21 protein-coding genes are annotated in these 23135 nt (G+C 62.2%); 11 read left to right on the top strand and 10 right to left on the bottom strand.

All coding sequences use genetic code 11. The features are described 5' to 3' along the window. Nucleotides 1–41: 41 nt before the first annotated feature. From dut to B0G75_RS33795, 6 genes are all read right to left on the bottom strand, one after another. Complete coding sequence (dut, locus tag B0G75_RS33820; RefSeq protein ID WP_106314182.1) at nucleotides 42–488, bottom strand: dUTP diphosphatase; 447 nt, start codon at nucleotides 486–488, stop codon at nucleotides 42–44. Nucleotides 489–501: 13 nt separating this feature from the next. Further along, complete coding sequence (locus B0G75_RS33815) at nucleotides 502–1521, bottom strand: LLM class flavin-dependent oxidoreductase (protein ID WP_106314253.1); 1020 nt, start codon at nucleotides 1519–1521, stop codon at nucleotides 502–504. A 75-nt stretch (nucleotides 1522–1596) separates the two neighbouring features. Next, nucleotides 1597–2811: a bifunctional phosphopantothenoylcysteine decarboxylase/phosphopantothenate--cysteine ligase CoaBC gene (gene coaBC / locus B0G75_RS33810; protein WP_106314181.1), complete on the bottom strand. Its 1215-nt coding sequence runs from the start codon at nucleotides 2809–2811 to the stop codon at nucleotides 1597–1599. A 111-nt stretch (nucleotides 2812–2922) separates the two neighbouring features. Then, nucleotides 2923–3441: a signal peptidase II gene (gene lspA, locus B0G75_RS33805; RefSeq protein WP_106314180.1), complete on the bottom strand. Its 519-nt coding sequence runs from the start codon at nucleotides 3439–3441 to the stop codon at nucleotides 2923–2925. Beyond that, nucleotides 3441–6278: an isoleucine--tRNA ligase gene (gene ileS / locus B0G75_RS33800; RefSeq protein WP_106314179.1), complete on the bottom strand. Its 2838-nt coding sequence runs from the start codon at nucleotides 6276–6278 to the stop codon at nucleotides 3441–3443. The genes lspA and ileS overlap by 1 nt, the downstream gene beginning before the upstream one ends. 172 nt (nucleotides 6279–6450) lie before the next feature. Beyond that, nucleotides 6451–7446 carry a bifunctional riboflavin kinase/FAD synthetase gene (locus tag B0G75_RS33795; protein ID WP_106314178.1) on the bottom strand — a complete coding sequence of 332 codons (996 nt, stop codon included), beginning with the start codon at nucleotides 7444–7446 and terminating at the stop codon, nucleotides 6451–6453. A gap of 117 nt (nucleotides 7447–7563) precedes the next feature. Here B0G75_RS33795 and purN point away from each other — a divergent pair, with 117 nt between their 5' ends. From purN to nadC, 6 genes are all read left to right on the top strand, one after another. Next, nucleotides 7564–8217 (top strand): phosphoribosylglycinamide formyltransferase, encoded by a 654-nt coding sequence (gene purN, locus B0G75_RS33785; protein ID WP_106314177.1) that lies wholly within the window; start codon nucleotides 7564–7566, stop codon nucleotides 8215–8217. Further along, nucleotides 8214–9473 carry an RsmB/NOP family class I SAM-dependent RNA methyltransferase gene (locus B0G75_RS33780; protein WP_106314176.1) on the top strand — a complete coding sequence of 420 codons (1260 nt, stop codon included), beginning with the start codon at nucleotides 8214–8216 and terminating at the stop codon, nucleotides 9471–9473. The genes purN and B0G75_RS33780 overlap by 4 nt, the downstream gene beginning before the upstream one ends. A gap of 75 nt (nucleotides 9474–9548) precedes the next feature. Continuing rightward, nucleotides 9549–10904 carry a mechanosensitive ion channel family protein gene (locus B0G75_RS33775; RefSeq protein ID WP_106314175.1) on the top strand — a complete coding sequence of 452 codons (1356 nt, stop codon included), beginning with the start codon at nucleotides 9549–9551 and terminating at the stop codon, nucleotides 10902–10904. Between the two features lie 202 nt (nucleotides 10905–11106). Continuing rightward, nucleotides 11107–12303 carry a fatty acid desaturase gene (locus tag B0G75_RS33770; protein ID WP_106314174.1) on the top strand — a complete coding sequence of 399 codons (1197 nt, stop codon included), beginning with the start codon at nucleotides 11107–11109 and terminating at the stop codon, nucleotides 12301–12303. Between the two features lie 130 nt (nucleotides 12304–12433). Next, nucleotides 12434–13573: a quinolinate synthase NadA gene (nadA, locus tag B0G75_RS33765; RefSeq protein WP_106314173.1), complete on the top strand. Its 1140-nt coding sequence runs from the start codon at nucleotides 12434–12436 to the stop codon at nucleotides 13571–13573. Then, complete coding sequence (gene nadC, locus B0G75_RS33760; protein ID WP_106314172.1) at nucleotides 13573–14472, top strand: carboxylating nicotinate-nucleotide diphosphorylase; 900 nt, start codon at nucleotides 13573–13575, stop codon at nucleotides 14470–14472. Before nadA ends, nadC begins: the two co-directional genes overlap by 1 nt. 90 nt (nucleotides 14473–14562) lie before the next feature. Here the strand turns inward: nadC and nadB are convergent, their stop codons facing one another. The 4 genes from nadB to radC all read right to left on the bottom strand — a co-directional run bounded on the left by nadB (nucleotide 14563) and on the right by radC (nucleotide 17841). Continuing rightward, nucleotides 14563–16161: an L-aspartate oxidase gene (gene nadB, locus B0G75_RS33755; protein WP_106314171.1), complete on the bottom strand. Its 1599-nt coding sequence runs from the start codon at nucleotides 16159–16161 to the stop codon at nucleotides 14563–14565. A gap of 249 nt (nucleotides 16162–16410) precedes the next feature. Further along, a complete protein-coding gene (rpmG, locus tag B0G75_RS33750) occupies nucleotides 16411–16578 on the bottom strand; it encodes a 50S ribosomal protein L33 (protein WP_007180630.1) in 168 nt (55 codons plus the stop codon). A 10-nt stretch (nucleotides 16579–16588) separates the two neighbouring features. Continuing rightward, complete coding sequence (gene rpmB, locus B0G75_RS33745; RefSeq protein WP_012434114.1) at nucleotides 16589–16822, bottom strand: 50S ribosomal protein L28; 234 nt, start codon at nucleotides 16820–16822, stop codon at nucleotides 16589–16591. 239 nt (nucleotides 16823–17061) lie between these two features. Continuing rightward, nucleotides 17062–17841, bottom strand: coding sequence for a DNA repair protein RadC (radC, locus tag B0G75_RS33740; RefSeq protein WP_106314170.1), 780 nt, complete (start codon nucleotides 17839–17841; stop codon nucleotides 17062–17064). 165 nt (nucleotides 17842–18006) lie between these two features. Here radC and B0G75_RS33735 point away from each other — a divergent pair, with 165 nt between their 5' ends. The 5 genes from B0G75_RS33735 to B0G75_RS33715 form a co-directional block, all read left to right on the top strand. Next, nucleotides 18007–18462: a peptidylprolyl isomerase gene (locus tag B0G75_RS33735; RefSeq protein ID WP_075302429.1), complete on the top strand. Its 456-nt coding sequence runs from the start codon at nucleotides 18007–18009 to the stop codon at nucleotides 18460–18462. A 2-nt stretch (nucleotides 18463–18464) separates the two neighbouring features. After that, nucleotides 18465–19424: a 4-hydroxy-3-methylbut-2-enyl diphosphate reductase gene (ispH, locus tag B0G75_RS33730; protein ID WP_106314169.1), complete on the top strand. Its 960-nt coding sequence runs from the start codon at nucleotides 18465–18467 to the stop codon at nucleotides 19422–19424. A gap of 541 nt (nucleotides 19425–19965) precedes the next feature. Further along, complete coding sequence (locus B0G75_RS33725) at nucleotides 19966–21165, top strand: branched-chain amino acid ABC transporter substrate-binding protein (RefSeq protein WP_106314168.1); 1200 nt, start codon at nucleotides 19966–19968, stop codon at nucleotides 21163–21165. Nucleotides 21166–21395: 230 nt separating this feature from the next. Then, on the top strand, nucleotides 21396–22346 hold the full coding sequence (locus tag B0G75_RS33720) for a branched-chain amino acid ABC transporter permease (RefSeq protein WP_091799725.1): 951 nt from the start codon (nucleotides 21396–21398) through the stop codon (nucleotides 22344–22346). Nucleotides 22347–22364: 18 nt separating this feature from the next. Then, a partial coding sequence (locus B0G75_RS33715) for a branched-chain amino acid ABC transporter permease (RefSeq protein ID WP_106314167.1) occupies nucleotides 22365–23135 on the top strand: 771 nt, incomplete at its 3' end.

The raw sequence follows: 23135 nt of genomic DNA, 5'->3' as shown, positions 1-23135 counted from the left end.
TTTAAGCTTATTCAGCACGGTTTTAAGCAAACGTGACGGACTTAATGCTTGCCTGTACTGCCAAAGCCGCCGGCGCCGCGGTCGCTGGTTTCAAAATCGCCGACGATATTGAACTCCGCTTGCACGACCGGCACGATTACCAGTTGCGCAAGACGTTCCATCGGATTCAGCACGAACGTGGTCTCGCCACGGTTCCACGTCGAAATCATCAGTTGACCCTGGTAATCCGAATCGATCAGCCCTACCAGATTGCCCAGCACGATTCCATGCTTATGTCCCAGGCCCGAGCGCGGCAGAATCAACGCGGCATAGCCCGAATCGCCGACGTGAATCGCCAGACCTGTCGGCACCAAAGCGGTTTCGCCGGGCTTCAGCGTCAACGGTTCGTCGAGGCACGCGCGCAGGTCGAGGCCCGCGCTGCCGGTGGTGGCGTAGGCCGGGAGCTGATCGCGCATGCGCGCGTCGAGAATCTTCAGGTCGAGTTTCATGCAGGTTCGAAGGTTAAGAAGTGGAGATTGGGCGTTCGAGCTGGAACGCTTCGGCGAGAAGTTCATAGGAGCGCTGACGGGCGCGGTAGCTGCCCGCTACGGTGAGCACGATGAGTTCATCGGCGTCGAACTGTTCCTGCAAGGAGTGCAAGCGCTCAGTGACCGTTTCCGGCGTGCCGATGATGCTGCGCGGTTTTTCGCGATCGATCACCAGACGCTCGCGCTCGCCGTATTCCTGCGCGAGGCCCTGTTCGATCGTCGGGATCGGTTCGTTCAGGCCGTAGGCCATTTGCACGCGGCGTAGATCGACGGCTTTTTCCAGATCGGCTGCTTGCTGTTCGGTGTCGGCGCAAATTACGAAGACGGCGGCCGCCAGATACGCTTGTTGAATGTCCTGGCCGGCCTTGAAGCGCTCACGATACGCCTGCGCGACCTGATGCCCGAAATGCGGGTTGATGAAGTGCGCAAACGCGAAGGGAATGCCGAGCTGCGCCGCCAGCAAGCCACCGAATTCGCTCGACCCGAGCATCCAGACCTGCGGACGTGTATCGATTTGCGGCTGCAGCAGCACGCCGCTCGCAATGTGATCGGTGGGCAAGGTGCCGTGCATCAGCCCAAGGAGATCGGCCACCTGCTGCGGAAAAATATCGCCGCGATTATAGGCTCCGGCCGCGACCGCTTGCGCCGTGTGCATGTCGCCGCCCGGCGCGCGTCCCACGCCCAGATCGATGCGATTGGGGAACAGCGCTTCGAGCATCATGAATTGCTCGGCGACCTTGAACGGGCTGTAGTACGGCAGCATCACGCCGCCGGAACCGAGCCGGATGTGTCGGGTCACGCTGCCGAGGCGCGCCAGCATCACCTCGGGGCAGGGGTTCGACACGCCGCGCAAGCCGTGATGTTCGGCGCACCAGTAACGCGTGTAGCCGAGGTCATCGGCGAGTTGCGCGAGTTCGACCGTGGCGGCAATCGCATCCGCCACCGAGTGCCCGGCAATCACGGGCGTTTGATCGAGTACGGAGAGTCGCGTCATGTCAGTACCGCTCCAGATGATTCCGTTCACCAACGCGACCCACGGCGACCGCATTCAAGCGGCTGCCGGAATCGTTCAGCGAATCAGACTTGTGTCGGGCAGACGCTTTGCGATCTCCGCGATCAGCGCGCGCGCGAGCGTCTGCTTGTCGGCGCGTGGCAGCTTCGTGGCGCCGCCTGCTTCGAACAGGATCACTTCGTTGTCGTCGAGGCCGAAAGTCAGCGGGCCGAGATTGCCGATCAGAAGCGGCACGTTTTTGCGGACGCGCTTTTCTTCGCCGTGAACTTCCAGATCGCCGCTTTCCGCGGCGAAACCGACCGTGAACGGCGGATGCGGCAGCTTCGCCACCGAGGCCAGAATGTCCGGATTTTCAACGAAAGAAAACGTGGGCAGCGCACGCTCCGCAGTCTTCTTGATCTTGTGCTCGCTGGCGTGATCGACACGCCAGTCGGCCACCGCGGCCACGCCGATGAAAATGTCGGCGTCCGCGACCGAGCGCATTACCGCGTCATGCATCTGCTGCGCGGTTTGCACGTCCTGACGGAAAACGCCCCACGGCGTTTCGAGCGCGACGGGGCCGGCAATCAGATGCACCTCGGCGCCGGCCTGCTGCGCGGCGCGCGCCAGCGCGAAGCCCATCTTGCCGCTTGAGCGGTTGGTGATGCCGCGTACCGGGTCGAGCGGTTCGAACGTCGGCCCGGCGGTCAGCAGCACGCGCTTGCCGGCGAGGATTTTCGGCGCGAAGAACGAGGCGATCGCTTCGTAAGTGGCCGCGGCTTCGAGCATGCGGCCGTCGCCGACTTCGCCGCACGCCTGCGGGCCGGAATCGGGTCCGAGTACTTCGATGCCGTCCGCGCGCACTTGTGCGACGTTGCGTTGCGTGGCCGGGTTCTGCCACATCTGCCGGTTCATGGCCGGCACCACCAGCAGCGGACAATCGCGGGCGACACACAACGTGGACAGCAAATCGTCGGCCATGCCGTGCGCGAGTTTGGCGAGGAAGTCGGTCGAGGCGGGCGCGATCACGATCGCATCCGCTTCACGCGACAGGTCGATGTGCGCCATGTTGTTCGGCACGCGCCCGTCCCACTGGCTCGTGTAGACCGGGCGGCCCGAGAGCGCCTGCATGGTGACGGGGGTGATGAACTGCGTGGCCGCTTCGGTCATGACGACCTGCACGGTCGCGCCGGCCTTGGCCAACAGACGCGTGAGTTCGGCGATCTTGTAGCAGGCAATGCCGCCCGTCATGCCGAGGACGAGGTGTTTTCCTGCGAGTTCTGCGGTTGCCAACGAAAGCCTCCGACAAAGCGTGATGGCGAGCAGCGAGGCGTTGCGTCCCCGCCGCCGCGTCTTTCAAAGCGTACTTGCGCGCAAACGTCAGCGCGCAGTCGGCGTGTGCCGTTAGCGCGAGCCGCGCACGCGCCGCAACTCGTCGAGCACCAGCAGCACCGCGCCGACCGTAATCGCGCTGTCGGCGAGATTGAACGCCGGCCAGTGCCACGTTCGCACGTGGAAATCGAGGAAGTCGATCACGTGGCCATACGCGAGCCGGTCGATCACGTTGCCGAGCGCGCCGCCGAGAATCAGCGCGAGCGCCGTGCAGAACATTTTCTGCCCGCCGTGGCGCTTGAGCAGATAGCAGATCACCAACGCGGCCACCACGCCGAGCGCGGTGAACGCCCAGCGTTGCCAGCCGCCCGCCATGGCGAGGAAGCTGAATGCCGCGCCGCGGTTGTACACGAGGATCAGGTTGAAGAACGACGTGACCTCATGCGCGACACCGTAGGCGAACACTTTCTGCACCGCGATTTTCGTCAGCTGATCGAACAGAATGACGATCAGTGCGACGCCCAGCCAGGGCGCCAGCGAACCGTTTGCAGCAGATGTTTTCGGCGCGGTTTTCGACATGGTTCTGGCCATTATGCCGCGCTCCTGATTTCACCGTTGCCGAACAGATTGCTGAAGCAGCGGCCGCACAGCGTGGGGTGTTCGGCGTTCGCGCCGACGTCCGCGCGGTAGTGCCAGCAGCGTTCGCACTTCAGATACTTCGAGGCGATGACTTCGACGCCTTCTTCGGCTTCGCCATCGACCTTCACGACCGTTGCAGCCGACGTGATCAGCACGAACTTCAGGTCGTCGCCGAGGCTTGTGAGCGCGTCGTAGCGTGCGCCGCTCGCGCGGATTTCCACTTCCGCCTGCAACGAAGAACCGATCAGGTTCGCGACGCGTGCTTCTTCCAGCGCCTTGGTCACGTCGCTGCGTGCGGCGCGCAGGAGCGTCCATTTGTCGAGCAGCGCGCCGGCGTCCGGCACGGCCGGGAACGCGTGATACGTCTCGGTGAAGATCGTTTCGCTATTCGGCTGGAAGATCTTCCACGCTTCTTCGGCGGTGAACGACAGGAACGGCGCCATCAGACGCAGCAGGCCGTGCGCGATGTGATACAGCGCGGTCTGCGCCGAGCGGCGCGCGACGGAGTCCGCGGCCGTCGTGTAAAGACGGTCCTTCAGCACGTCCAGATAGAAGCCGCCGAGGTCTTCCGAGCAGAACGTCTGCAGCTTGGCGACCACCGGGTGAAATTCGTACTTGTCGTAGTGCGAGAGGATGTCGTTTTGCAGATTCGCCGACAGCGCCACCGCATAGCGATCGATCTCGAGCCAGTCTTCGACCGGACGCGCGTGTTGCGCGAAGTCGAAGTCCGACAGATTCGCGAGCAGGAAGCGCAGCGTGTTGCGGATACGGCGATAGCCTTCCGTCACACGCTTCAGGATTTCTTCCGAGATCGCCAGTTCGCCCGAATAATCGGTCGACGCGATCCACAGGCGGATGATTTCCGCGCCAAGGCGGTTCGACACTTCATGCGGATCGATACCATTGCCGAGCGACTTGCTCATCTTGCGGCCTTCGCCGTCCACGGTGAAGCCGTGCGTGAGCAATGCGTTGTACGGCGGACGGCCGTCGAGCATCGAGGCGGTCAACAGCGACGAGTGGAACCAGCCGCGATGCTGGTCCGAGCCTTCCAGATACAGGTCGGCCGGGAATTGCAGCTCGTCTTTGTGCGAGCCGCGCAGCACGTGCCAATGCGTGGTGCCCGAATCGAACCAGACGTCGAGCGTGTCGCGGTTCTTTTCGTACATGTTGGCGTCGTCGCCGAGCAACTCGCGCGGGTCGAGCGTTTGCCATGCTTCGATACCGGCCTTTTCCACACGTTGCGCGACTTCTTCAAGCAATTCCAGCGTACGCGGATGCAGTTCGCCGGTTTCCTTGTGCACGAAGAACGCCATCGGCACGCCCCATTGGCGTTGGCGCGACAGCGTCCAGTCCGGGCGGTTGGCGATCATGCTGAACAGGCGCTGCTTGCCCCACGCCGGATAGAAGGCGGTGTTCTCGATGCCTTCGAGCGCGGTATCGCGCAGCGTCTTTTCAGTATCGTTCGGCTTGACGTCCATGCCGGCGAACCATTGCGACGTCGCGCGGTAGATGATCGGCGTCTTGTGACGCCAGCAGTGCATGTAGCTGTGCGTGTACTTCTCGGTGCGCATCAGCGAGCCGGCGCCTTGCAGCGCTTCGACGATCTGCGGGTTGGCCGCCCAGATCGACAGGCCGCCGAACAGCGCGAGCGATTCGATGTAGCGGCCGTCGCCCATCACCGGATTGATGATGTCCGAGTCGGCCATGCCGTGCGCCTTGCACGACACGAAGTCTTCCACGCCGTACGCCGGCGACGAGTGCACGATGCCCGTGCCCGTTTCGGTCGTCACGTAGTCGCCGAGATAGACCGGCGCCGTGCGCTTGTAGCCCGGATGCGCGGACGCAAGCGGGTGGTTGAAGCGCAAGTTGACGAGCTTCGCGCCCGGCGTGGTGGCGACGATCGTGCCTTCGAGGCCGTACAGCTTCAGGCACGCTTCAACGCGCTCTTCAGCGAGGATCAAGAGGCCGCGCGGTGTGTCGACCAGCGCGTAGACGATTTCCGGATGCAGGTTCAGCGCCTGGTTGGCGGGGATGGTCCACGGTGTGGTGGTCCAGATCACGATGCCGCCTTCTTCACGCGGCAGTTCGGGAAGACCGAACGCTTGCGCCGTCTTTTCCGGCTCGGCGAAGCTGAACAGCACGTCGATGGTCGGATCGGTCTTGTCCTTGTATTCGACTTCCGCTTCGGCGAGCGCCGAGCCGCAGTCGAAGCACCAGTTCACCGGCTTCAGGCCGCGGAACACGTAGCCTTTCTCCATGATCTTCGCGAGCGCGCGGATTTCGCCGGCTTCGTTCGTGAAGTTCATGGTCTTGTACGGATTGTCCCAGTCGCCGAGCACGCCCAGCCGACGGAAGCCGACCTTCTGCTTCTCGATCTGTTCGGTCGCGTAGGCGCGCGCCTTCTGCATGACTTCAGCGGCCGGCAGCGACTTGCCGAACTGCTTTTCGATCTGGATTTCGATCGGCATGCCGTGGCAATCCCAGCCCGGCACGTAGACCGCGTCGAAGCCCGCCAGATTGCGCGCCTTGACGATCATGTCCTTCAGGATCTTGTTCACCGCGTGGCCGAGGTGGATGTCGCCGTTCGCATACGGCGGGCCGTCGTGCAGGATGAACTTCTTGCGGCCCTTGGAGGCGGCGCGGATCGTTTCGTAGACCTTGCGCTCCTGCCATTCCTTGACCCATTGCGGCTCGCGCTTGGGCAGGTCGCCGCGCATCGGGAACGGCGTGTCGAGCAGGTTGACCGGGTAGCGTGACTGCGGTTTCGAATCGGCTTTCTTATTGCTCATGATGAGGTCGCGGTGAATTCTTTCTATGCGCGGTAGCGCGCGGAATGCGCACGATGCGCGAGGGCGTTGGGCGCGCCCGGCAGGCATGTCGCGTGATCCACGGACGCCCTTCGATGCGCGCGGCGAGGGTCCACACACGCGGCGTTCAGCACGCTTGCATGGACCACGGCGGCTATCTAATTCGATCGGTGGCCGAGGTGGCGAAGCCCGTGGAACGGCTGCCCGGCGTGCCGGCGCCGACTGCCGCGAACCACGCGCGGGCGTTGGCGACGTCGCGCGCGATGGCGGCGGTCAGCGTTTCGAGGTCGACGTACTTTTCCTCGTCGCGCAGCTTCTTCAGGAATTCGACGCGCACGAGTTTGCCATACGCGTCGCCGTGCCAGTCGAGCAGGTGAACTTCGAGCAGCACGCGGCCGGAGTCGTCTACCGTGGGACGCAGGCCGAGGCTCGCGACGCCCGGCAGCGGTTCGTCCGCCACACCGTGCACGCGCACCACGAAAATGCCCGCGAGCGCAGGCCGCTTATGTGCGATGGCCAGATTGAGCGTGGGAAAGCCGAGATCGCGGCCGAGCTTCATGCCGTGCACGACGTGGCCGCTGATCAGATAATCGCGGCCTAGCGCGGCGCGCGCCGAGTCCAGGTCGCCCGCCACCAGCGCGGCGCGCACGCCCGAGCTGGAAATGCGCGCGCCCGACGGGTCGGCCACGGTGGCCATCTGCTCGACTTCGAAACCGTATTGCTGCCCCGCGGCCTTGAGCGAGCCGAAATCGCCCGCGCGTTTCGCGCCGTAGCGGAAGTCGTCGCCGATCATCACCCAGCGCGCATGCAGCCCGTTGACGATGATCCGTTCGACGAACGTGTCCGGCGACTGGCTCGCGAACGTGTGATTGAAGTGCTCGACCACCACCCGGTCGACGCCGTTGGTGCGCAGCGCCTCGAGCTTGTCGCGCAGCATGGCGATGCGCGGCGGCGCGCCCGCCGGATTGAAGAACTCGCGCGGGTGCGGCTCGAAGGTCATCACGCAGACGGGCAGGCCGCGCGCGTCGGCAGCTGCGCGCACGTGGGCGAGCAAAGCCTGATGGCCGCGGTGGACACCGTCGAAGTTGCCGATGGTCAGTGCGCAGGGCGCACGGCTTTCAGCATTGGGAAGACCGCGGAAGACTCTCACGATAGCGGGTTTGAGATGGAGCGGCCGGGGTGCCGCAAAACAATCGATTATAAACGTTCAGCGCAGTGGACGGCGGCGCGTCGCGGTTTCGGTGTCCCCGAATGATAAAATCCGCGGATGAAAAAACTCGTCATCCTGATTTCCGGACGGGGAAGCAACATGGAAGCCATCGTTCGAGCGTGCTCGAACGAGGCCTGGCCGGCGCAAGTCGCCGCCGTGATTGCCAACCGTCCCGACGCCGCGGGCCTTGCGTTCGCGGCGTCGCACGGCATTGCCACGGCGGTGGTCGACCACCGCCAGTTTCCCGACCGCGACAGCTTCGACGCCGCGCTCGCCAAAGAAATCGATAGCTTTGCGGCCGACCTGGTAGTGCTCGCTGGATTCATGCGGGTGCTGACAGCCGGTTTCGTCGATCATTACGCCGGGCGCATGCTGAACGTGCATCCGTCGCTGCTGCCGAGCTTTCCGGGCCTGAAAACCCACCAGCAGGCGCTCGACGCGGGCGTGCGGCTGCACGGCGCGTCCGTGCATTTTGTCACGTCGCAGCTCGATCACGGGCCGATCGTCGCGCAAGCGGCGGTTCCCGTCGAAACAGGCGACACCCCCGCCATGCTCGCCGAACGCGTGCTGGCAACCGAACACATCATTTATCCACGCGCGGTGCGCTGGTTCGTCGAAGGGCGTCTTGCTCTGGATGGCCTGCGTGTCACGCTTACGCCGCCGGAGCCGCAATGGCTCTTTGCCGGTCACACCGCCGGAGAGGGCGCATGAGATTGCATGGTTTTCTGATTGGACAAACTGAGACTTTGTTGGCTGAAGTCCTAAAGCTTACCGGCCCGGCCGATGCCACCACGAGCCGTTTTTTCCGCGCGCATCCGAAGCTCGGGCACGGCGAGCGCGGTGTGATCGCCGAGGCCGTCTTTGCGGTGCTGCGCCGCCGGATGGAGTTCGCCCATCTGGCCGAAGGTGGCGCCGGCAGCCCGGCGCGCCGCATGGCGTTGCTCGGCTTGATGCAGACGGCGGGGCGTAACGCGCTCAAGCCGTTCGTGTCGGAACAGGAGCTGAGCTGGCTCGAACACGTGTCGAAGATCGACCCGGAAAGCTTGCCGTTGCGGATTCGCCTGAATCTGCCTGACTGGATCTATCAGGCGCTCTCAAAGCGTTTCGAAGCCGCGGAACTGGCGCAACTGGCCGCGGCGCTGAATTACCCGGCGCCGCTGGATCTGCGCGCGAACCCGATCAAGGCGAGCCGCGACGACGTGCTCAACGCGCTGTCGAAGGCGGGTATCGAGGGCGGCGCGACGCCGTTCGCGCCGTTCGGCGTACGTGTGGTCGGCAAACCGCCGCTCACCAAGCTCGACGCGTTCCAGCACGGCTGGGTCGAAGTGCAGGACGAAGGCAGCCAGTTGCTGTGCTCGCTGGTCGCGCCCAGGCGCGGCGAGATGATCGTCGACTTCTGCGCGGGCGCTGGCGGCAAGACGCTGGCGCTGGGCGCCGCAATGCGCTCCACCGGCCGGTTGTACGCCTTCGACATCTCCGAGCGGCGTCTCGCCAAGCTGAAGCCGCGGCTTGCGCGCAGCGGTTTGTCGAACGTGAACCCGGTGCTGATCGACAGTGAACACGACGCCAAGATCAAGCGGCTTGCCGGCAAGATCGACCGCGTGCTGGTCGACGCGCCGTGCAGCGGCTTGGGCACGCTGCGCCGTAACCCGGACCTGAAGTGGCGCCAGTCGCCGGAATCGGTCGCCGAACTGGCGCCGAAGCAGGCGTCGATTCTGGCCAGCGCGGCGCGTCTGGTGAAGAAGGGCGGCCGTCTCGTCTACGCCACCTGCTCGATTCTGGAGGCGGAAAACGAAGCGGTGGTGCAGCAATTCCTCGCCGACCATCCGGATTTCGCTCTGGTGCCCGCGCGCGACGTGCTGGCCGAGCAGCACATCGATCTGGAAATGGGCGATTACCTTTCGCTGTGGCCGCATCGCCACGCAACCGACGGCTTCTTCGCTGCCGTGCTGGAACGCCAGAGCTAAGCGCAACAGGCCTTTGCCGGCGCGCGCGGGTTTGATTCACGAATCTGTCCGTGCGCCGGCAATTGCGGCGACATCATGCAAAACCGTCTCTTCCCTCATATGTTCAACGACCTGGCGCGCGACTTCGGTCAGCCCGTGATGCTGTGGCAGGTCGGCGTGCTGGTCGCGACGCTCGCGATCGCGTGGCTGCTCGCGCGCGTGTTGCGCCGCGCGCTGGATCTGCGCCGGCAGACGCGTTACCAGACGCTGCGTTTCGGCGCAGAAAGCCTGAATCGCGCGTTCTTTCCGCTGATCGGTGCGGTCCTCGTGTGGCTTGCGCGGTTGATCACCGGCCAGTTCATGCACACGGCGCTGCTCGATCTGGCTCTGGTGCCGCTCTTCGGCATCGGCTTGATTTACATCGTGTTTTTCCTCGCGCGACGGGTTTTCAGCCACGACGGCGAGACCCATCCGCTGCTTTTCCTCGTCGAGAAGATCGTCTCGCTAGTGGTCTGGGTCGGCATGGTGCTCACGGTGATGGGCATTCAGGACGACGTGATCGCGTGGATGGCCGGCGTGCATTTCAGCGTCGCCAACGCGCATCTGACGCTGCTCTCGCTTATTTCGGGTCTGCTGTGGGTGTGCGTGACGATGATCGTCGCGATGTGGCTCGGCTCCACCTTCGAAGACCGCCTGATGCGCTCTAAGACCCTCGACGCCAATCTGAAGGTCGTGGTGGCGCGGGTCGGCCGGGCGGCGTTCGTGCTGGCGGCGGTGCTGATCAGCCTGTCGCTGGTTGGCATCGATATCACCGTGCTGGGCGTGTTCGGCGGCGCGCTGGGTGTCGGACTCGGCTTCGGTCTGCAGAAGATCGCGAGCAACTATGTGTCGGGCTTCATCATCCTGATCGACCGCTCGCTGCGTATCGGCGACACGATCAGCGTGGGCGGCCTGCAGGGCATGGTCACGCAGATTCGTACGCGCTACACGGTTGTACGCGGGCTGGACGGCATTGAAACGCTGATTCCGAACGAAAAGCTGATTACGGACGTGGTGCAGAACCAGTCGTCTTATCTGACGCGTGGTCACGCGAAGGCGGCCGTACAGGTCGCCTATACGTCCGACGTCGAGCGGGCGATGGCGTTGCTCGCCGAAGCCGCACAGGGCGTGCCGCGGGTGCTGCAGGAGCCGGCGCCGACGGCTTATCTGGCGGGTTTCGGCGCGGACGGCATCAACCTCGAACTGGGCTTCTGGATCGAGGACGCGGCCACCGGCACTTCGGGTGTGCGCTCGGCTGTCAACCGAAATATCTGGCGTCTGTTCTCCGAGCACGACATCACGATTCCATTCGCGCAACGCGAAGTACGGATCGTCGGCAACCTCAGCGACGCAATGCCGCAACCGGTAACAAATACCGTTGAAGCAGGAAATCCCTCCGACGGCGCCCGCTGACGGGCACTTTGAGCGCGCCAACAGGTCTCACGTAGCCATTCGGCGCGTTCCTTCTGTTGATCCCGCACAAAAAATCCCCATTTGTTACAAACACTTGGAACGCTTCAAGTAGAATGTCGTCCAATCCCGCTGTATGCTTTCACTTTCTTGACACGCGCATTTTGCGTGTGTCTCGTGTCTCTCGTTCCACAGGTAAATTGCCTTGTTGAATTCTTTGCTCGACTTCCTTGCCCACGGTCTGCTGCACTTCTCGTGGTGGCAACTCGTGTTGTACACGGCGATCGCGACGCACATCACGATCATCGGTGTGACGGTCTATCTGCATCGCTGCCAGGCGCACCGTGCGCTGGAGTTGCATCCGATCGTCAGTCATTTTTTCCGTTTCTGGCTGTGGATGACCACGGGCATGTTGACCGGCCAGTGGGCCGCGATTCACCGTAAGCACCACGCCAAGTGTGAGACCGAAGAAGATCCGCACAGCCCGCAGACGCGCGGCATCTGGAAGGTGCTGCTTGAAGGTGCGGAACTGTATCGCGTCGAAGCGAAAAACGAAGAAACCATGCGCAAGTTCAGTCACGGCACGCCGAACGACTGGATGGAGCGCAACGTCTACACCAAGTACCCGATCCTCGGCGTGAGCCTGATGATGGTGCTGAACGTCGCGTTGTTCGGCGTCGTCGGTCTGACCATCTGGGCCGTGCAAATGGTGTGGATCCCGTTCTGGGCCGCCGGCGTGGTCAACGGCCTGGCGCACTTCTGGGGCTATCGCAACTTCAATTCGTCGGATGCGAGCACCAACATCTTCCCGTGGGGCATCATCATCGGCGGTGAAGAACTGCATAACAATCATCACACGTATGCAACGTCGGCCAAGCTGTCGAACAAGTGGTACGAGTTCGATATCGGCTGGATGTACATCCGTATCATGTCGGCTTTCCGTCTGGCCAAGGTGAAGAAGGTTGCGCCCACGCCGCGTCTGACTACTGGCAAGCTGGTGCTCGATCAGGACACGCTGCAAGCCGTGCTGGCCAACCGCTACGAGGTGATGGCGCGTTACGGTAAGGCGCTCAAGCGCGCCTATCGTCAGGAACTCGCGCATTTGAAGGAAGTCGGTGCGCGCGAGAAGTACCAAGTAATGCGCGGCGCGCGTAGCTGGTTCCACAAGGAAGAAGCGGGTCTCGACGAGCCGCAGAAACGCCAGCTGCCCCAAATCTTCGCGAACAGTCAGAAGCTCAAGACCTACATCGACATGCGCAATGAGCTTGCTGCCATGTGGGAGCGCTCGAATGCATCGCGCGACCAGTTGCTGATCCAGTTGCAAGATTGGTGTCATCGCGCTGAGCAGAGCGGTATTAAAGCGCTGCAAGAGTTTGCGATGCGACTGCGTCGTTATGCCTGACAGCGAAATCCATTAAAATCTCTGTACGTCACAAAACCCCGCGTTGGCGGGGTTTTGCTTTTTGGGCCGCGGAAACTGCAACCACACCCGATTGACAGTCCGCGGCGGCGAAGCGAAGGCAGAGGAGATCATGGACCAGCAGGCGATCAGGACCGTCGAATACGACCGGCCACAGGCGCAGGGCACGACCTGCGGTATCGGGCAGGCGTGGGCGAAGGTGCCCGACATGCCGTCGGCGCAAGAGAAGGTGGCGCTGAAGGCACGTATCCGCGCATTGCTCGAACGCGAGAAAGCGGTGCTTGTCGCGCACTATTATGTCGATGCGGAATTGCAGGAGCTGGCCGACGAGACCGGCGGCTGCGTGGCCGACTCGCTGGAAATGGCGCGCTTCGGGCGCGATCACGCGGCGCAAACGCTAGTCGTCGCGGGCGTGCGCTTCATGGGCGAGACGGCGAAAATCCTCAGTCCAGACAAGCGCATTCTGATGCCGGATCTCGATGCGACCTGTTCGCTCGATCTCGGCTGCCCGGTCGATGAGTTCTCGGCTTTCTGCGACGCGCACCCGGACCGCACGGTGGTCGTGTACGCGAACACGAGTGCGGCGGTGAAGGCGCGCGCGGACTGGATGGTGACGTCGTCGATCGGCCTGGAGATCGTTGCCGATCTGCACGCGCGCGGAGAAAAAATCATCTGGGCGCCGGACCGGCACCTCGGCAGCTATATACAGAACAAAACCGGCGCGGACATGCTGCTGTGGCAAGGTTCGTGTCTGGTGCACGACGAGTTCAAAGGCATCGAACTCGATCTGCTGCGCGCCGAATATCCCGGCGCGAAAGTGTTGGTGCATCCGGAGTCGCCGGCTAATGTGGTCGCGCAAGCGGACGTGGTGGGCTCGACCACGCAATTGATCGACGCGGCGCAAAAACTCGACGCGACGCATTTCATCGTGGCGACCGATCTCGGCATTCTGCACAAGATGCAGCTCGCGGCGCCTGGCAAAACCTTGATAGCCGCACCGACGGCCGGCAACAGCGCAACCTGCAAGAGCTGCGCGCATTGTCCGTGGATGGCGATGAACGGCCTCGCGAACCTGGCCGATGTGCTCGAGCGCGGGCACAACGAAATTTTCGTCGATCGTGCAATCGGCGAGCGTGCGCGCCTGCCGATCGACCGGATGCTGGACTTCGCGGCGCGTCACAAGAAGCGCGTGCAGGCAAGCGGCGATCTCGCGCGCGACACGCAACTCTATTCGAACGTGGGGGCGGCTTAATGGGCGCGGTAGAAGGCAACAAGCTCGAAGCGGTGTCGCCGCTGTTCGCTGAAATTTACGCCCAATACGGCACGGCATTCGACGCCGCGCTGACTCGCAACGTAACCGATGCACTCGCCGAAGACATCGGCGCAGGCGACCAGACAGGTCGCCTCGTTCCGGCGGACGATGTGCGCGATGCACGCATCATCGTGCGCGAAGATGCGGTGCTGTGCGGCGTGCCGTGGTTCGAAGCGGTCATGCGCCAAGTCGATCCGCGTATCGAAGTCCAGTGGCGTTATCGCGAAGGCGAGCGGATGACGGCCGACACAACGGTCTGTGAAATGCGCGGTCCTGTTCGCGCGTTGTTGACTGCGGAACGCAACGCGCTGAACTTCCTGCAATTGCTGTCGGGCGTGGCGAGCGCGACGCGCCGTTATGTCGATGCCGTCGCGCATACGCGAACGCGCATTCTCGACACGCGCAAGACCTTGCCGGGCTTGCGGCTCGCGCAGAAGTACGCGGTGCGCGTGGGTGGCGGGGCGAACCAACGGCTCGCGCTGTACGACGGCATTCTCATCAAGGAAAACCACATTGCCGCGGCCGGCGGTGTGGGCGCGGCAATGGACGCGGCGCTGGCGCTGAATGCGGGCGTGTCCGTCCAGATCGAAGTCGAGACGCTCGAGCAGTTGGAAGCGGCGCTGGCTCATCGCGCGCAATCCATTCTGCTGGACAATTTCTCGTTCGATGCCATGCGCGACGCGGTGCGCATCACAGCGGGGCGAGCAGTGCTGGAGGTGTCGGGCGGTGTGAACTTCGACACGGTGCGCACGATTGCGGAAACCGGCGTCGATCGTGTGTCGATCGGTGCGCTGACGAAAGACGTGCGCGCAACGGATTACTCGATGCGAATCGTCTAACGCTCAAGCGCGCAATCAGTCACGTCCAATCGGACGAAAGGCCATCGCCGGATCATTTCTGCGATGGCCTTTTCGTTTCACGTGTCTCGGTCACACGTTGCGGTTGCGCACATGCTCCGGCGAGAGTACGGTCGGCAGCGCCTTGGGCAAGGTCGCCGGCCAGTCGCGGCTGAAGTGCAGGCCGCGGCTCTCGCGCCGCGAACGCGCGCCTTCGACAATCAGCGACGCCACGTCGACCAGATTGCGCAATTCGAGCAGGTCGCGGCTCACCTTGAAGTTCGCGTAGTACTCGTGGATCTCGTCGCGCAGCAGGGCGAGCCGGTGCTTCGCTCGCGCGAGCCGCTTGTCGGTCCGTACGATACCGACGTAATTCCACATCAGGCGGCGCAGCTCGTCCCAGTTGTGCGCGACCACGACTTCTTCGTCGGGATCGGACACGCGGCTTTCATCCCAGTCCGGCAATGGGGCGTGGACGGCGGCGCTAAACCCTTCTTCTTCGATGGCCTGCGCCGCGGAGCGCCCAATCACCAGGCACTCGAGCAGCGAATTGCTGGCCAACCGGTTCGCACCATGCAGGCCCGTGCATGATGTTTCGCCGACCGCATAGAGGCCCGCGAGATCCGTGCGGCCCGCCAGATCGGTTACGACGCCGCCGCACGTGTAGTGCGCGGCCGGCACGACCGGAATCCCTTCTTTGGTGATGTCGATGCCGAATTCCTGGCAGCGCGCCAGAATCGTCGGGAAGTGTTCGCGCAGGAATTCAGGCGGTTGATGGCTAATATCTAGATACACACAGTCGATGCCGCGCTTCTTGATTTCGAAGTCGATTGCCCGCGCGACGATGTCGCGCGGCGCGAGTTCGGCGCGTTCGTCGTGATTCGGCATGAAGCGCGTGCCGTCCGGTAGTTTAAGAATGCCGCCTTCGCCGCGCACGGCTTCCGAGATCAGAAATGACTTCGCATACGGATGGAACAGGCAGGTCGGATGGAACTGGATGAACTCCATATTCGACACGCGGCAACCGGCACGCCACGCCATCGCGATGCCGTCGCCGGTCGCGGTGTCGGGATTCGTAGTGTAGAGATAGACCTTGCCGGCGCCGCCGGTGGCGAGCACGGTGTGCGGTGCCTCGATCGTCACGGTGCGCCCGCTTTGCAGATCCAGCGCGTACAGGCCGTGACAACGTCGACCCGGCAAACCGAGGCGGTCGGACGTGATCAGGTCGATGGCGTAGTGATCTTCGAGCAGCGTGATGTTCGGATGACGGCGCACCCGCTCGCTGAGCGTGGCCACCACGGCATGGCCCGTTGCATCTGCCGCGTGAATGATCCGGCGATGGCTGTGACCGCCTTCGCGTGTGAGGTGGAAGCCAAGCTCGGCGGCGTCGTCTTTGGTGAACGGCACGCCTTGCGCGATCAACCATTCGATCGCTGCGCGCCCATGTTCGACGATGAAGCGTGTGGCCGCTTCGTCGCAAAGACCGCCGCCGGCGATCAGCGTATCGCGTACGTGATTTTCGATGCTGTCTGTCGAATCCAGAACTGCTGCGATGCCGCCTTGCGCCCAGTCGCTTGCGCCTTCGGTCATGGATCGCTTGGCGACCACCGCCACACGCCGTGTCTGCGCCAGATTGAGCGCGACGCTCAACCCAGCCAGACCGCTACCGACAATCGCCACATCGAATTCCATTGCCTACATCTCCGTCTTTTCGTTTTGCGGTGACGGCGTGCCATTCGCTCGCCGCTAAAACGAGAAAGCATACGCGCCGCAACGGATGAGGGAAAGCTGGCCGAACGACATAAGACTGTTCGCGTTGGCGAATAGGTAGCAACAGAAACGCTGGAGCGAAAAACAAACACGCGCTGAAAACAAAAAAGCCTCGCACGAATGCGAGGCTTTTTTGCATGTCTTTTGCCTTCGTCAGGCTGGAGCCAAGATTTATTTAATCTTGGTTTCCTTGTACTCAACGTGCTTACGGACGACCGGATCAAACTTCTTGATCAGCATCTTTTCCGGCATGTTGCGTTTGTTCTTCGTCGTCGTATAGAAGTGACCCGTGCCTGCGGTCGATTCCAACTTGATCTTGTCGCGTGCACCTTTTGCCATGATTTACTCCTTAGGCTTCGCCGCGTGCGCGCAGATCTGCGAGCACGGAGTCGATACCGTTCTTGTCAATCAAGCGCAGACCGGCGTTCGAAATGCGCAGACGCACGAAACGGTTTTCGCTTTCCACCCAGATACGGCGGCTTTGCAGGTTCGGCAGGAACCGGCGCTTGGTTTTGTTGTTCGCGTGGGAAACGTTGTTGCCGCTCATCGGCGCTTTCCCAGTTACTTGGCATACGCGTGCCATGAGAGCACTCCTAATACGCTAATTCTGAGTTCGAACGCCGTGAAAGTTTCCCGAAAAGACTCGCGCTGAGCTTGTGACAACTCTAGGCACGTTTCCTTTCCGGAACGCCTTGGTGGCTTCGGAACAGGGGGTTGGAAATAGGCAAACCGGAATTATAGCGGAAAAAAAGCCGCAAAATCAAACCTTATTTGCGATGCCGGACCCGGCGCCACGTCGGCGCGACTCTGGTTCGTGCCGTCTCACGGCCAGCCGGCGCGGGCAAACGAGTAAACGCTGTCGACGCCGACCACCAGATGATCGACCAGTTGCACGTCGATCAGTGTCAGGGCGTCGCGCAGCGTATGCGTCAGACGGCAGTCGCTTGCGCTCGGCTGGACGGCGCCGGACGGGTGATTATGCGCGACGTTCAGGCTGGCGGCATTCAGGCTCAGTGCGCGCCGCACGATTTCACGCGGATACACGGCCATGCGCGTGAGCGTGCCTTGCGCGCTTTCCTCGCAGTGTATCAGCCGATGCCGCGCGTCAAGGAAGAGCGTTACGAAAACCTCTAGTGGACGCCCGCCGATCCGCAAACGCAGGTAGTTTTCCACGGCTTCGGGTGAATTCAACAGCGAGCGCGAACGCAGCTTGTCGACTAACGAACGTCGCGCCATTTCCATGATGGCGAGCAGTTGCGCTTTTTTCGCCGGGCCGACGCCGCGCAGGCCGTCGAAATCCGTGTAGGTCGCGTCGAGCATGGCGCGCAGCGAGCCGAAACGGTCCAGCAGTTCGCGCGCGACGCTAAAGACGTCGTGACCGGGCAGGCCAGACCCAAGTATCAATACGATCATCTCGGTATCCGACAGCACGCCGGGCCCTTGCCTCAGCAACCGCTCGCGCGGCATATCGTCTTTGAGCCATTTGCCCCGCAGGAGCGGCGAGGGCGCGGGTGCGCCGCGAGCCGTCGCCTTGGGCGGCGGCGACTCGCTGGTGGCCGCCTCGAGGGCTGCCTCGTCAAACAGGGTGGCGTCATCTGCCATATATAGAGTGTCCTCCGCTTCGGGTTTGGGGCGCCACGACGCAAGCCGCTGCCCGCCATGTGGCTTACAATAGACGCTTTGCGCACGGCACCCGACGGTTTGCCACACGCGTCGACCGCGCCAGCGGCGCACGCGTGCAGCGCGCTTCGACTGAGCGAGCATTGCATGAGCATCATCGACATTTCCGAAGTGAAACCCGGTTCACATGTGACGCTTCACTACCGGCTTTCCCTTGCCGATGGCGCCGAAGTCATCAATACGTTTAACGACAAGCCGGCCACGCTGCTGCTCGGCGCCGGCCAACTGGCGCCGCCATTGGAAGATATTTTGCTAGGTTTGAAGGTGGGCCACCACTCGACCTTTCAGCTAGCGCCGGGGCAGGCGTTCGGTCCCCGCAATCCGGAATTGATTCAGCGCGTGTCGCTGGCCACGTTGCGGGAAAACAGCATGATCGGCGAGGATTTTTCGCCGGGCGACCTGGTCGAATTCAACGCGCCGGGTGGCGGCCGTTACGCCGGCGTCCTTAAAGAAGTCGGCGAAACCTCGGCTCTGTTCGATTTCAACCACCCGCTTGCTGGCCAGGCGCTGGCATTTGAAGTGAAAATCATCGGGATTCTGTAAACATGAGCACCACGGATACGACTCTTGCTGAAACCGAGATCCTGCTGGCGCAGCCGCGCGGGTTCTGCGCCGGCGTCGACCGGGCGATCGAGATCGTCGAGCGGGCTATCAAGCTGCACGGCTCGCCGATCTACGTGCGTCACGAGATTGTTCATAACGCATATGTCGTCGAGGATCTGCGCAAAAAAGGCGCGATCTTCATCGAGCGGCTTGAAGAAGTGCCGGCCGGCAATACGGTCATTTTCAGTGCGCATGGGGTGTCCAAGGCCGTGCGTTCGGAAGCCGAGTCGCGCGGGCTGCGCGTGTACGACGCGACGTGTCCGCTCGTGACCAAAGTACATATCGAAGTCGCAAAGATGCGCCAGGACGGCTTCGACATCGTGATGATCGGCCACAAAGGCCATCCTGAAGTCGAAGGCACGATGGGGCAGGCGGGCGAGGGCATGCATCTGGTGGAAGACATCGACGATGTGCAGGCCTTGCAGCTGGCCGACCCCGAGCGGATCGCCTTCGTTACGCAAACCACGCTATCGGTCGACGACGCCGCCGAGATCATCGGCGCGTTGAAGGCCAAATACCCGTCCATCCGCGAGCCGAAGAAGCAGGACATCTGCTACGCCACGCAAAACCGCCAGGACGCGGTGAAATTCATGGCACCGCAGTGCGACGTCGTGATCGTGGTCGGCAGCCCGAATAGTTCGAACTCCAACCGGTTGCGCGAACTGGCCGAAAAGCTCGGCGTGCCTGCCTATATGGTGGACTCGCCGGATCAGATCGATCCGGTCTGGGTCGAAGGCAAACGCCGCATCGGCGTGACGGCTGGCGCCTCGGCGCCGGAAGTGCTTGCGCAGGCGGTGATCGCCCGGTTGCGTGAACTCGGCGTGCGCAACGTGCGCGCGCTGGACGGCATCGAAGAAAACATCGCGTTTCCGCTGCCGCGAGGGCTAGGTCTGCCGGCCTGACAATCCGCCAACTGCTGAAAGAAAAGCGCGCCCCAAGGGCGCGCTTTTTTTATCTCCAGCCTTCAACAAGCTCATCGAAAATAAAGTGCCAGATCACAAGAAAATGCCAGTTTAGGTGTCCGTTCGCACAAATTTCTTTGAAATGTGATCTGGTTTTTTATAGATTTATAAGTGATGCGTCCCCGTTTTATATGACCTAACCCGGCCGCGCGTTTTTTTGACGCACTAAGATAGTGCGTGCATCTCGATATCGATGGAAACGTAATACCTAAGGCGAACCGCGCTGTAACCGGGTGTCGGAGGAATTGGCCGCAACACTTGATGCCATTGGGTGCAACGCTGGTGCAACTGATGCACGGAAAACAATCGCAACCGGGTTGCGCCTTTTAGGGGATTTCGCTCTCAAAATAAGGTTGCAATGCAGGAAAACCCTGCCGGTTCAACAATATTGCCCGTCGCAAAATTGGAGTTACAATGCGCGCGTTCTCAAGGCCTTAGGGCCCCGAACAATAGTTTCTGGAAGGCGCAGGAGACCTACTTAATGCGAGTCAGATTTGCTTACGCCGTGTCCATCGCGGCCGCGGTTGCGATGTTGACCGCGTGCGGCAAGAAACAGGATGGCGAGGCGGGAGCGGGTGCGTCGGCGGCTACGGTTGCAGCGGCACCGGCGAGTGAAGCGACTGTCGTGAAGATCGGTCATGCGGCCCCATTGACCGGGCCCATTGCACATCTCGGTAAGGACAATGAAAACGGCGCGCGTTTGGCGGTCGATGAAATCAACACCCAGGGTTTGACTATCGACGGCCACAAGATCCAGTTGGAACTCGACGCGCAAGACGACGCCGCAGACCCGAAAACGGGCACGGCGGTCGCCGAAAAATTCGTCGACGACCATGTCGTCGCCGTGGTCGGCCACTTGAATTCGGGCGTCTCGATTCCGGCCTCCAAGATATATAGCGATGCCGGGATTCTGGAAATCTCGCCGTCGTCGACGAACCCGGGGTACACGCAACAAGGTTTCAAGACGACTTATCGCGTGGTCGCGACCGATGCCCAGCAGGGGCCGGCGCTTGCCAACTACGCAACGAAAGTGCTCAACGCGAAACGCATCGCGATCGTCGATGACTCGAGCGTCTACGGCAAGGGCCTGGCGGACGAGTTTGCGAAGACAGTACAGGCGAGCGGGGCAAAGATCGTTGCGCGCGAAACCACGAATGACAGGGCTACGGAGTTTCAGGCCGTCCTTAGGAAGATCAAGAGTGTTCAGCCGGACGTGATCATGTTCGGCGGCATGGACGCAACGGGCGGGCCGTTTACCAAACAGGCGGCGGCGCTCGGTATCAGGGCAAAAATCCTTGGCGGCGACGGTGTGTGTACCGACAAGGTGGGAGAGCTGGCGGGAACCGCCGTGCAAAACCTGGTCTGTTCGGAGGCAGGACTTGCGCTTTCGAAAATGGACAAGGGAGCGGACTTCGAAAAGAAGTACGTGGACCGCTTCCACACACCGGTGCAGATTTACGCGCCGTTCACGTATGACGCTGTGTACGTGATTGTCGATGCAATGAAGCGCGCTAATTCGATCGAGGCGCCCAAGGTGCTGGCTGCGATGCCGTCGACCGATTACAACGGGGTAATCGGTCACATCGCGTTCGACGACAAGGGTGATTTGAAAGAGGGCGCCATTACGCTTTACGACTTCAAGGACGGCAAAAAAGCAGTTCTCGACGTCGTGAAGATGTGATGACGGGACGTTCAGCCTGACGGCACCGAAACCACCCAACGGTGCCGTTTTTGCATCCGCTTAAGGCGAGTCCGCGACTGTCATCCAGTCGCCAAGACGAACCGGCAGCGGATAACCCTTACCGGTCTTTTACATCAGTACCCGCAGTGCCGTTGAGATTGGCGTACCGCATCACCGCCCACCGGCTGATGAAGAACGCGAATCCAGTCGCACGGGCTAAGGAGCATTAAATGGATATTTTCATCCAGCAGGTCCTCAACGGGCTGGTGCTTGGCAGCGTTTACGCCATCATCGCACTGGGCTATACGATGGTTTACGGCATCTTGGGCATCATCAACTTCGCTCACGGCGATGTGTTGATGGTGGGCGCGATGGTTGCGCTCTCAGCCATAGGCGTGCTTCAGAACCACTTCCCCGGCCTCGGCAATGTGCCGACGCTCGTCATCGCGCTGATCATTGCGGCCATTGTGTGCGCGGCGGTCGGCTACACGATCGAGCGCGTGGCCTACCGGCCGTTGCGCAAAGCACCGCGTCTCGCCCCGCTGATCACCGCGATCGGCGTGTCGATCCTGCTGCAGACGCTGGCCATGATGATCTGGTCGCGCAACCCGCTGCCGTTTCCGCAGCTGTTGCCCACCGACCCGCTGAACGTGATCAAGGCCACCGACACGACGCCTGGCGCCGTGATCTCGATGACCGAAATCGTGATCATCGTGGTGGCGTTCCTCGTGATGGGCGGCCTGCTGCTGCTGGTCCACAAGACCAAGCTCGGCCGCGCGATGCGAGCCATCGCGGAAAACCCGGGCAATGCCTCGCTGATGGGCGTGAACCCGAACTTCGTGATCTCGGCCACCTTCATGATCGGCTCGGCGCTCGCCGCTCTGGCCGGCGTGATGATCGCGTCGGAATACGGCAACGCACACTTCTATATGGGCTTCATCCCCGGCCTGAAGGCCTTCACCGCGGCGGTGCTCGGCGGTATCGGCAATCTCGGCGGCGCGATGGTGGGCGGCGTGATTCTCGGCCTGATCGAACAGTTGGGCGCCGGTTATATCGGCAACCTCACTGGCGGTGTGTTCGGCAGTAACTATCAGGACGTGTTCGCTTTCATCGTGCTGATCATCGTGCTGGTGTTCCGTCCGTCGGGCCTGCTTGGCGAACGTGTTGCGGATCGCGCCTGATCCCGGGAGAAAACAGACATGACCTCAATTCAACCGATCGAGCCGTCCACGACGCTCATCCCCGAAAAGAACCTGACGAAGACGCTGACCGTCGGCATCATCACCGCGATCTTCGTGATCGCCGCGCCGATGATCATCGGCAGCGCAGGCGGCAACTACTGGGTCCGCGTGCTCGACTTCGCGATGCTGTACGTGATGCTCGCGCTCGGCCTCAACGTGGTGGTCGGCTTCGCCGGCCTGCTCGACCTGGGCTACATCGCGTTCTACGCGGTCGGCGCCTACACGTCCGCGTTGCTGAGCTCGCCGCATCTGGCCTCGCAGTTCGAGTGGATCGCGCATCTCGCCCCGAATGGCCTGCACGTGCCGTTCCTGATCATCGTGCCTTGCGCGATGGCTGTCGCCGCGTTCTTCGGCGTGATTCTCGGCGCACCGACGCTGCGTCTGCGCGGCGACTACCTCGCCATCGTGACGTTGGGCTTCGGGGAAATCGTCCGGATCTTCCTGAACAACCTCGACCGTCCGGTGAACATCACCAACGGCCCGAAGGGGATCACGGGGATCGACCCGGTGCACGTCGGCGACTTCAGCCTCGCGCAAACGCACTCGCTGTTCGGCTTCCAGTTCCCGTCGGTGTACTCGTACTACTACCTGTTCGTGCTGGCCGCGCTGCTGGTGATCTGGGTGTGTACGCGCCTGCAGCACTCGCGTATCGGCCGTGCATGGGCCGCGATCCGCGAAGACGAAATCGCCGCCAAGGCGATGGGCATCAACACCCGTAACGTGAAGCTG

This window comes from Paraburkholderia sp. BL18I3N2, assembly GCF_003001875.1.
In the GTDB taxonomy this organism is placed as follows: domain Bacteria; phylum Pseudomonadota; class Gammaproteobacteria; order Burkholderiales; family Burkholderiaceae; genus Paraburkholderia; species Paraburkholderia phytofirmans.
This window is presented reverse-complemented; position numbering and strand designations above follow the sequence as displayed.

Excerpts from the sequence above, each read along its gene's own strand:
- dut (WP_106314182.1), bottom strand. The coding sequence starts at position 488 with ATGAAACTCGACCTGAAGATTCTCGACGCGCGCATGCGCGATCAGCTC.
- B0G75_RS33815 (WP_106314253.1), bottom strand. The coding sequence starts at position 1,521 with ATGACGCGACTCTCCGTACTCGATCAAACGCCCGTGATTGCCGGGCAC.
- lspA (WP_106314180.1), bottom strand. The coding sequence starts at position 3,441 with ATGGCCAGAACCATGTCGAAAACCGCGCCGAAAACATCTGCTGCAAAC.
- ileS (WP_106314179.1), bottom strand. The coding sequence starts at position 6,278 with ATGAGCAATAAGAAAGCCGATTCGAAACCGCAGTCACGCTACCCGGTC.
- purN (WP_106314177.1), top strand. The coding sequence starts at position 7,564 with ATGAAAAAACTCGTCATCCTGATTTCCGGACGGGGAAGCAACATGGAA.
- B0G75_RS33780 (WP_106314176.1), top strand. The coding sequence starts at position 8,214 with ATGAGATTGCATGGTTTTCTGATTGGACAAACTGAGACTTTGTTGGCT.
- B0G75_RS33775 (WP_106314175.1), top strand. The coding sequence starts at position 9,549 with ATGCAAAACCGTCTCTTCCCTCATATGTTCAACGACCTGGCGCGCGAC.
- nadA (WP_106314173.1), top strand. The coding sequence starts at position 12,434 with ATGGACCAGCAGGCGATCAGGACCGTCGAATACGACCGGCCACAGGCG.
- nadC (WP_106314172.1), top strand. The coding sequence starts at position 13,573 with ATGGGCGCGGTAGAAGGCAACAAGCTCGAAGCGGTGTCGCCGCTGTTC.
- nadB (WP_106314171.1), bottom strand. The coding sequence starts at position 16,161 with ATGGAATTCGATGTGGCGATTGTCGGTAGCGGTCTGGCTGGGTTGAGC.
- rpmG (WP_007180630.1), bottom strand. The coding sequence starts at position 16,578 with ATGGCAAAAGGTGCACGCGACAAGATCAAGTTGGAATCGACCGCAGGC.
- rpmB (WP_012434114.1), bottom strand. The coding sequence starts at position 16,822 with ATGGCACGCGTATGCCAAGTAACTGGGAAAGCGCCGATGAGCGGCAAC.
- radC (WP_106314170.1), bottom strand. The coding sequence starts at position 17,841 with ATGGCAGATGACGCCACCCTGTTTGACGAGGCAGCCCTCGAGGCGGCC.
- B0G75_RS33735 (WP_075302429.1), top strand. The coding sequence starts at position 18,007 with ATGAGCATCATCGACATTTCCGAAGTGAAACCCGGTTCACATGTGACG.
- ispH (WP_106314169.1), top strand. The coding sequence starts at position 18,465 with ATGAGCACCACGGATACGACTCTTGCTGAAACCGAGATCCTGCTGGCG.
- B0G75_RS33725 (WP_106314168.1), top strand. The coding sequence starts at position 19,966 with ATGCGAGTCAGATTTGCTTACGCCGTGTCCATCGCGGCCGCGGTTGCG.
- B0G75_RS33720 (WP_091799725.1), top strand. The coding sequence starts at position 21,396 with ATGGATATTTTCATCCAGCAGGTCCTCAACGGGCTGGTGCTTGGCAGC.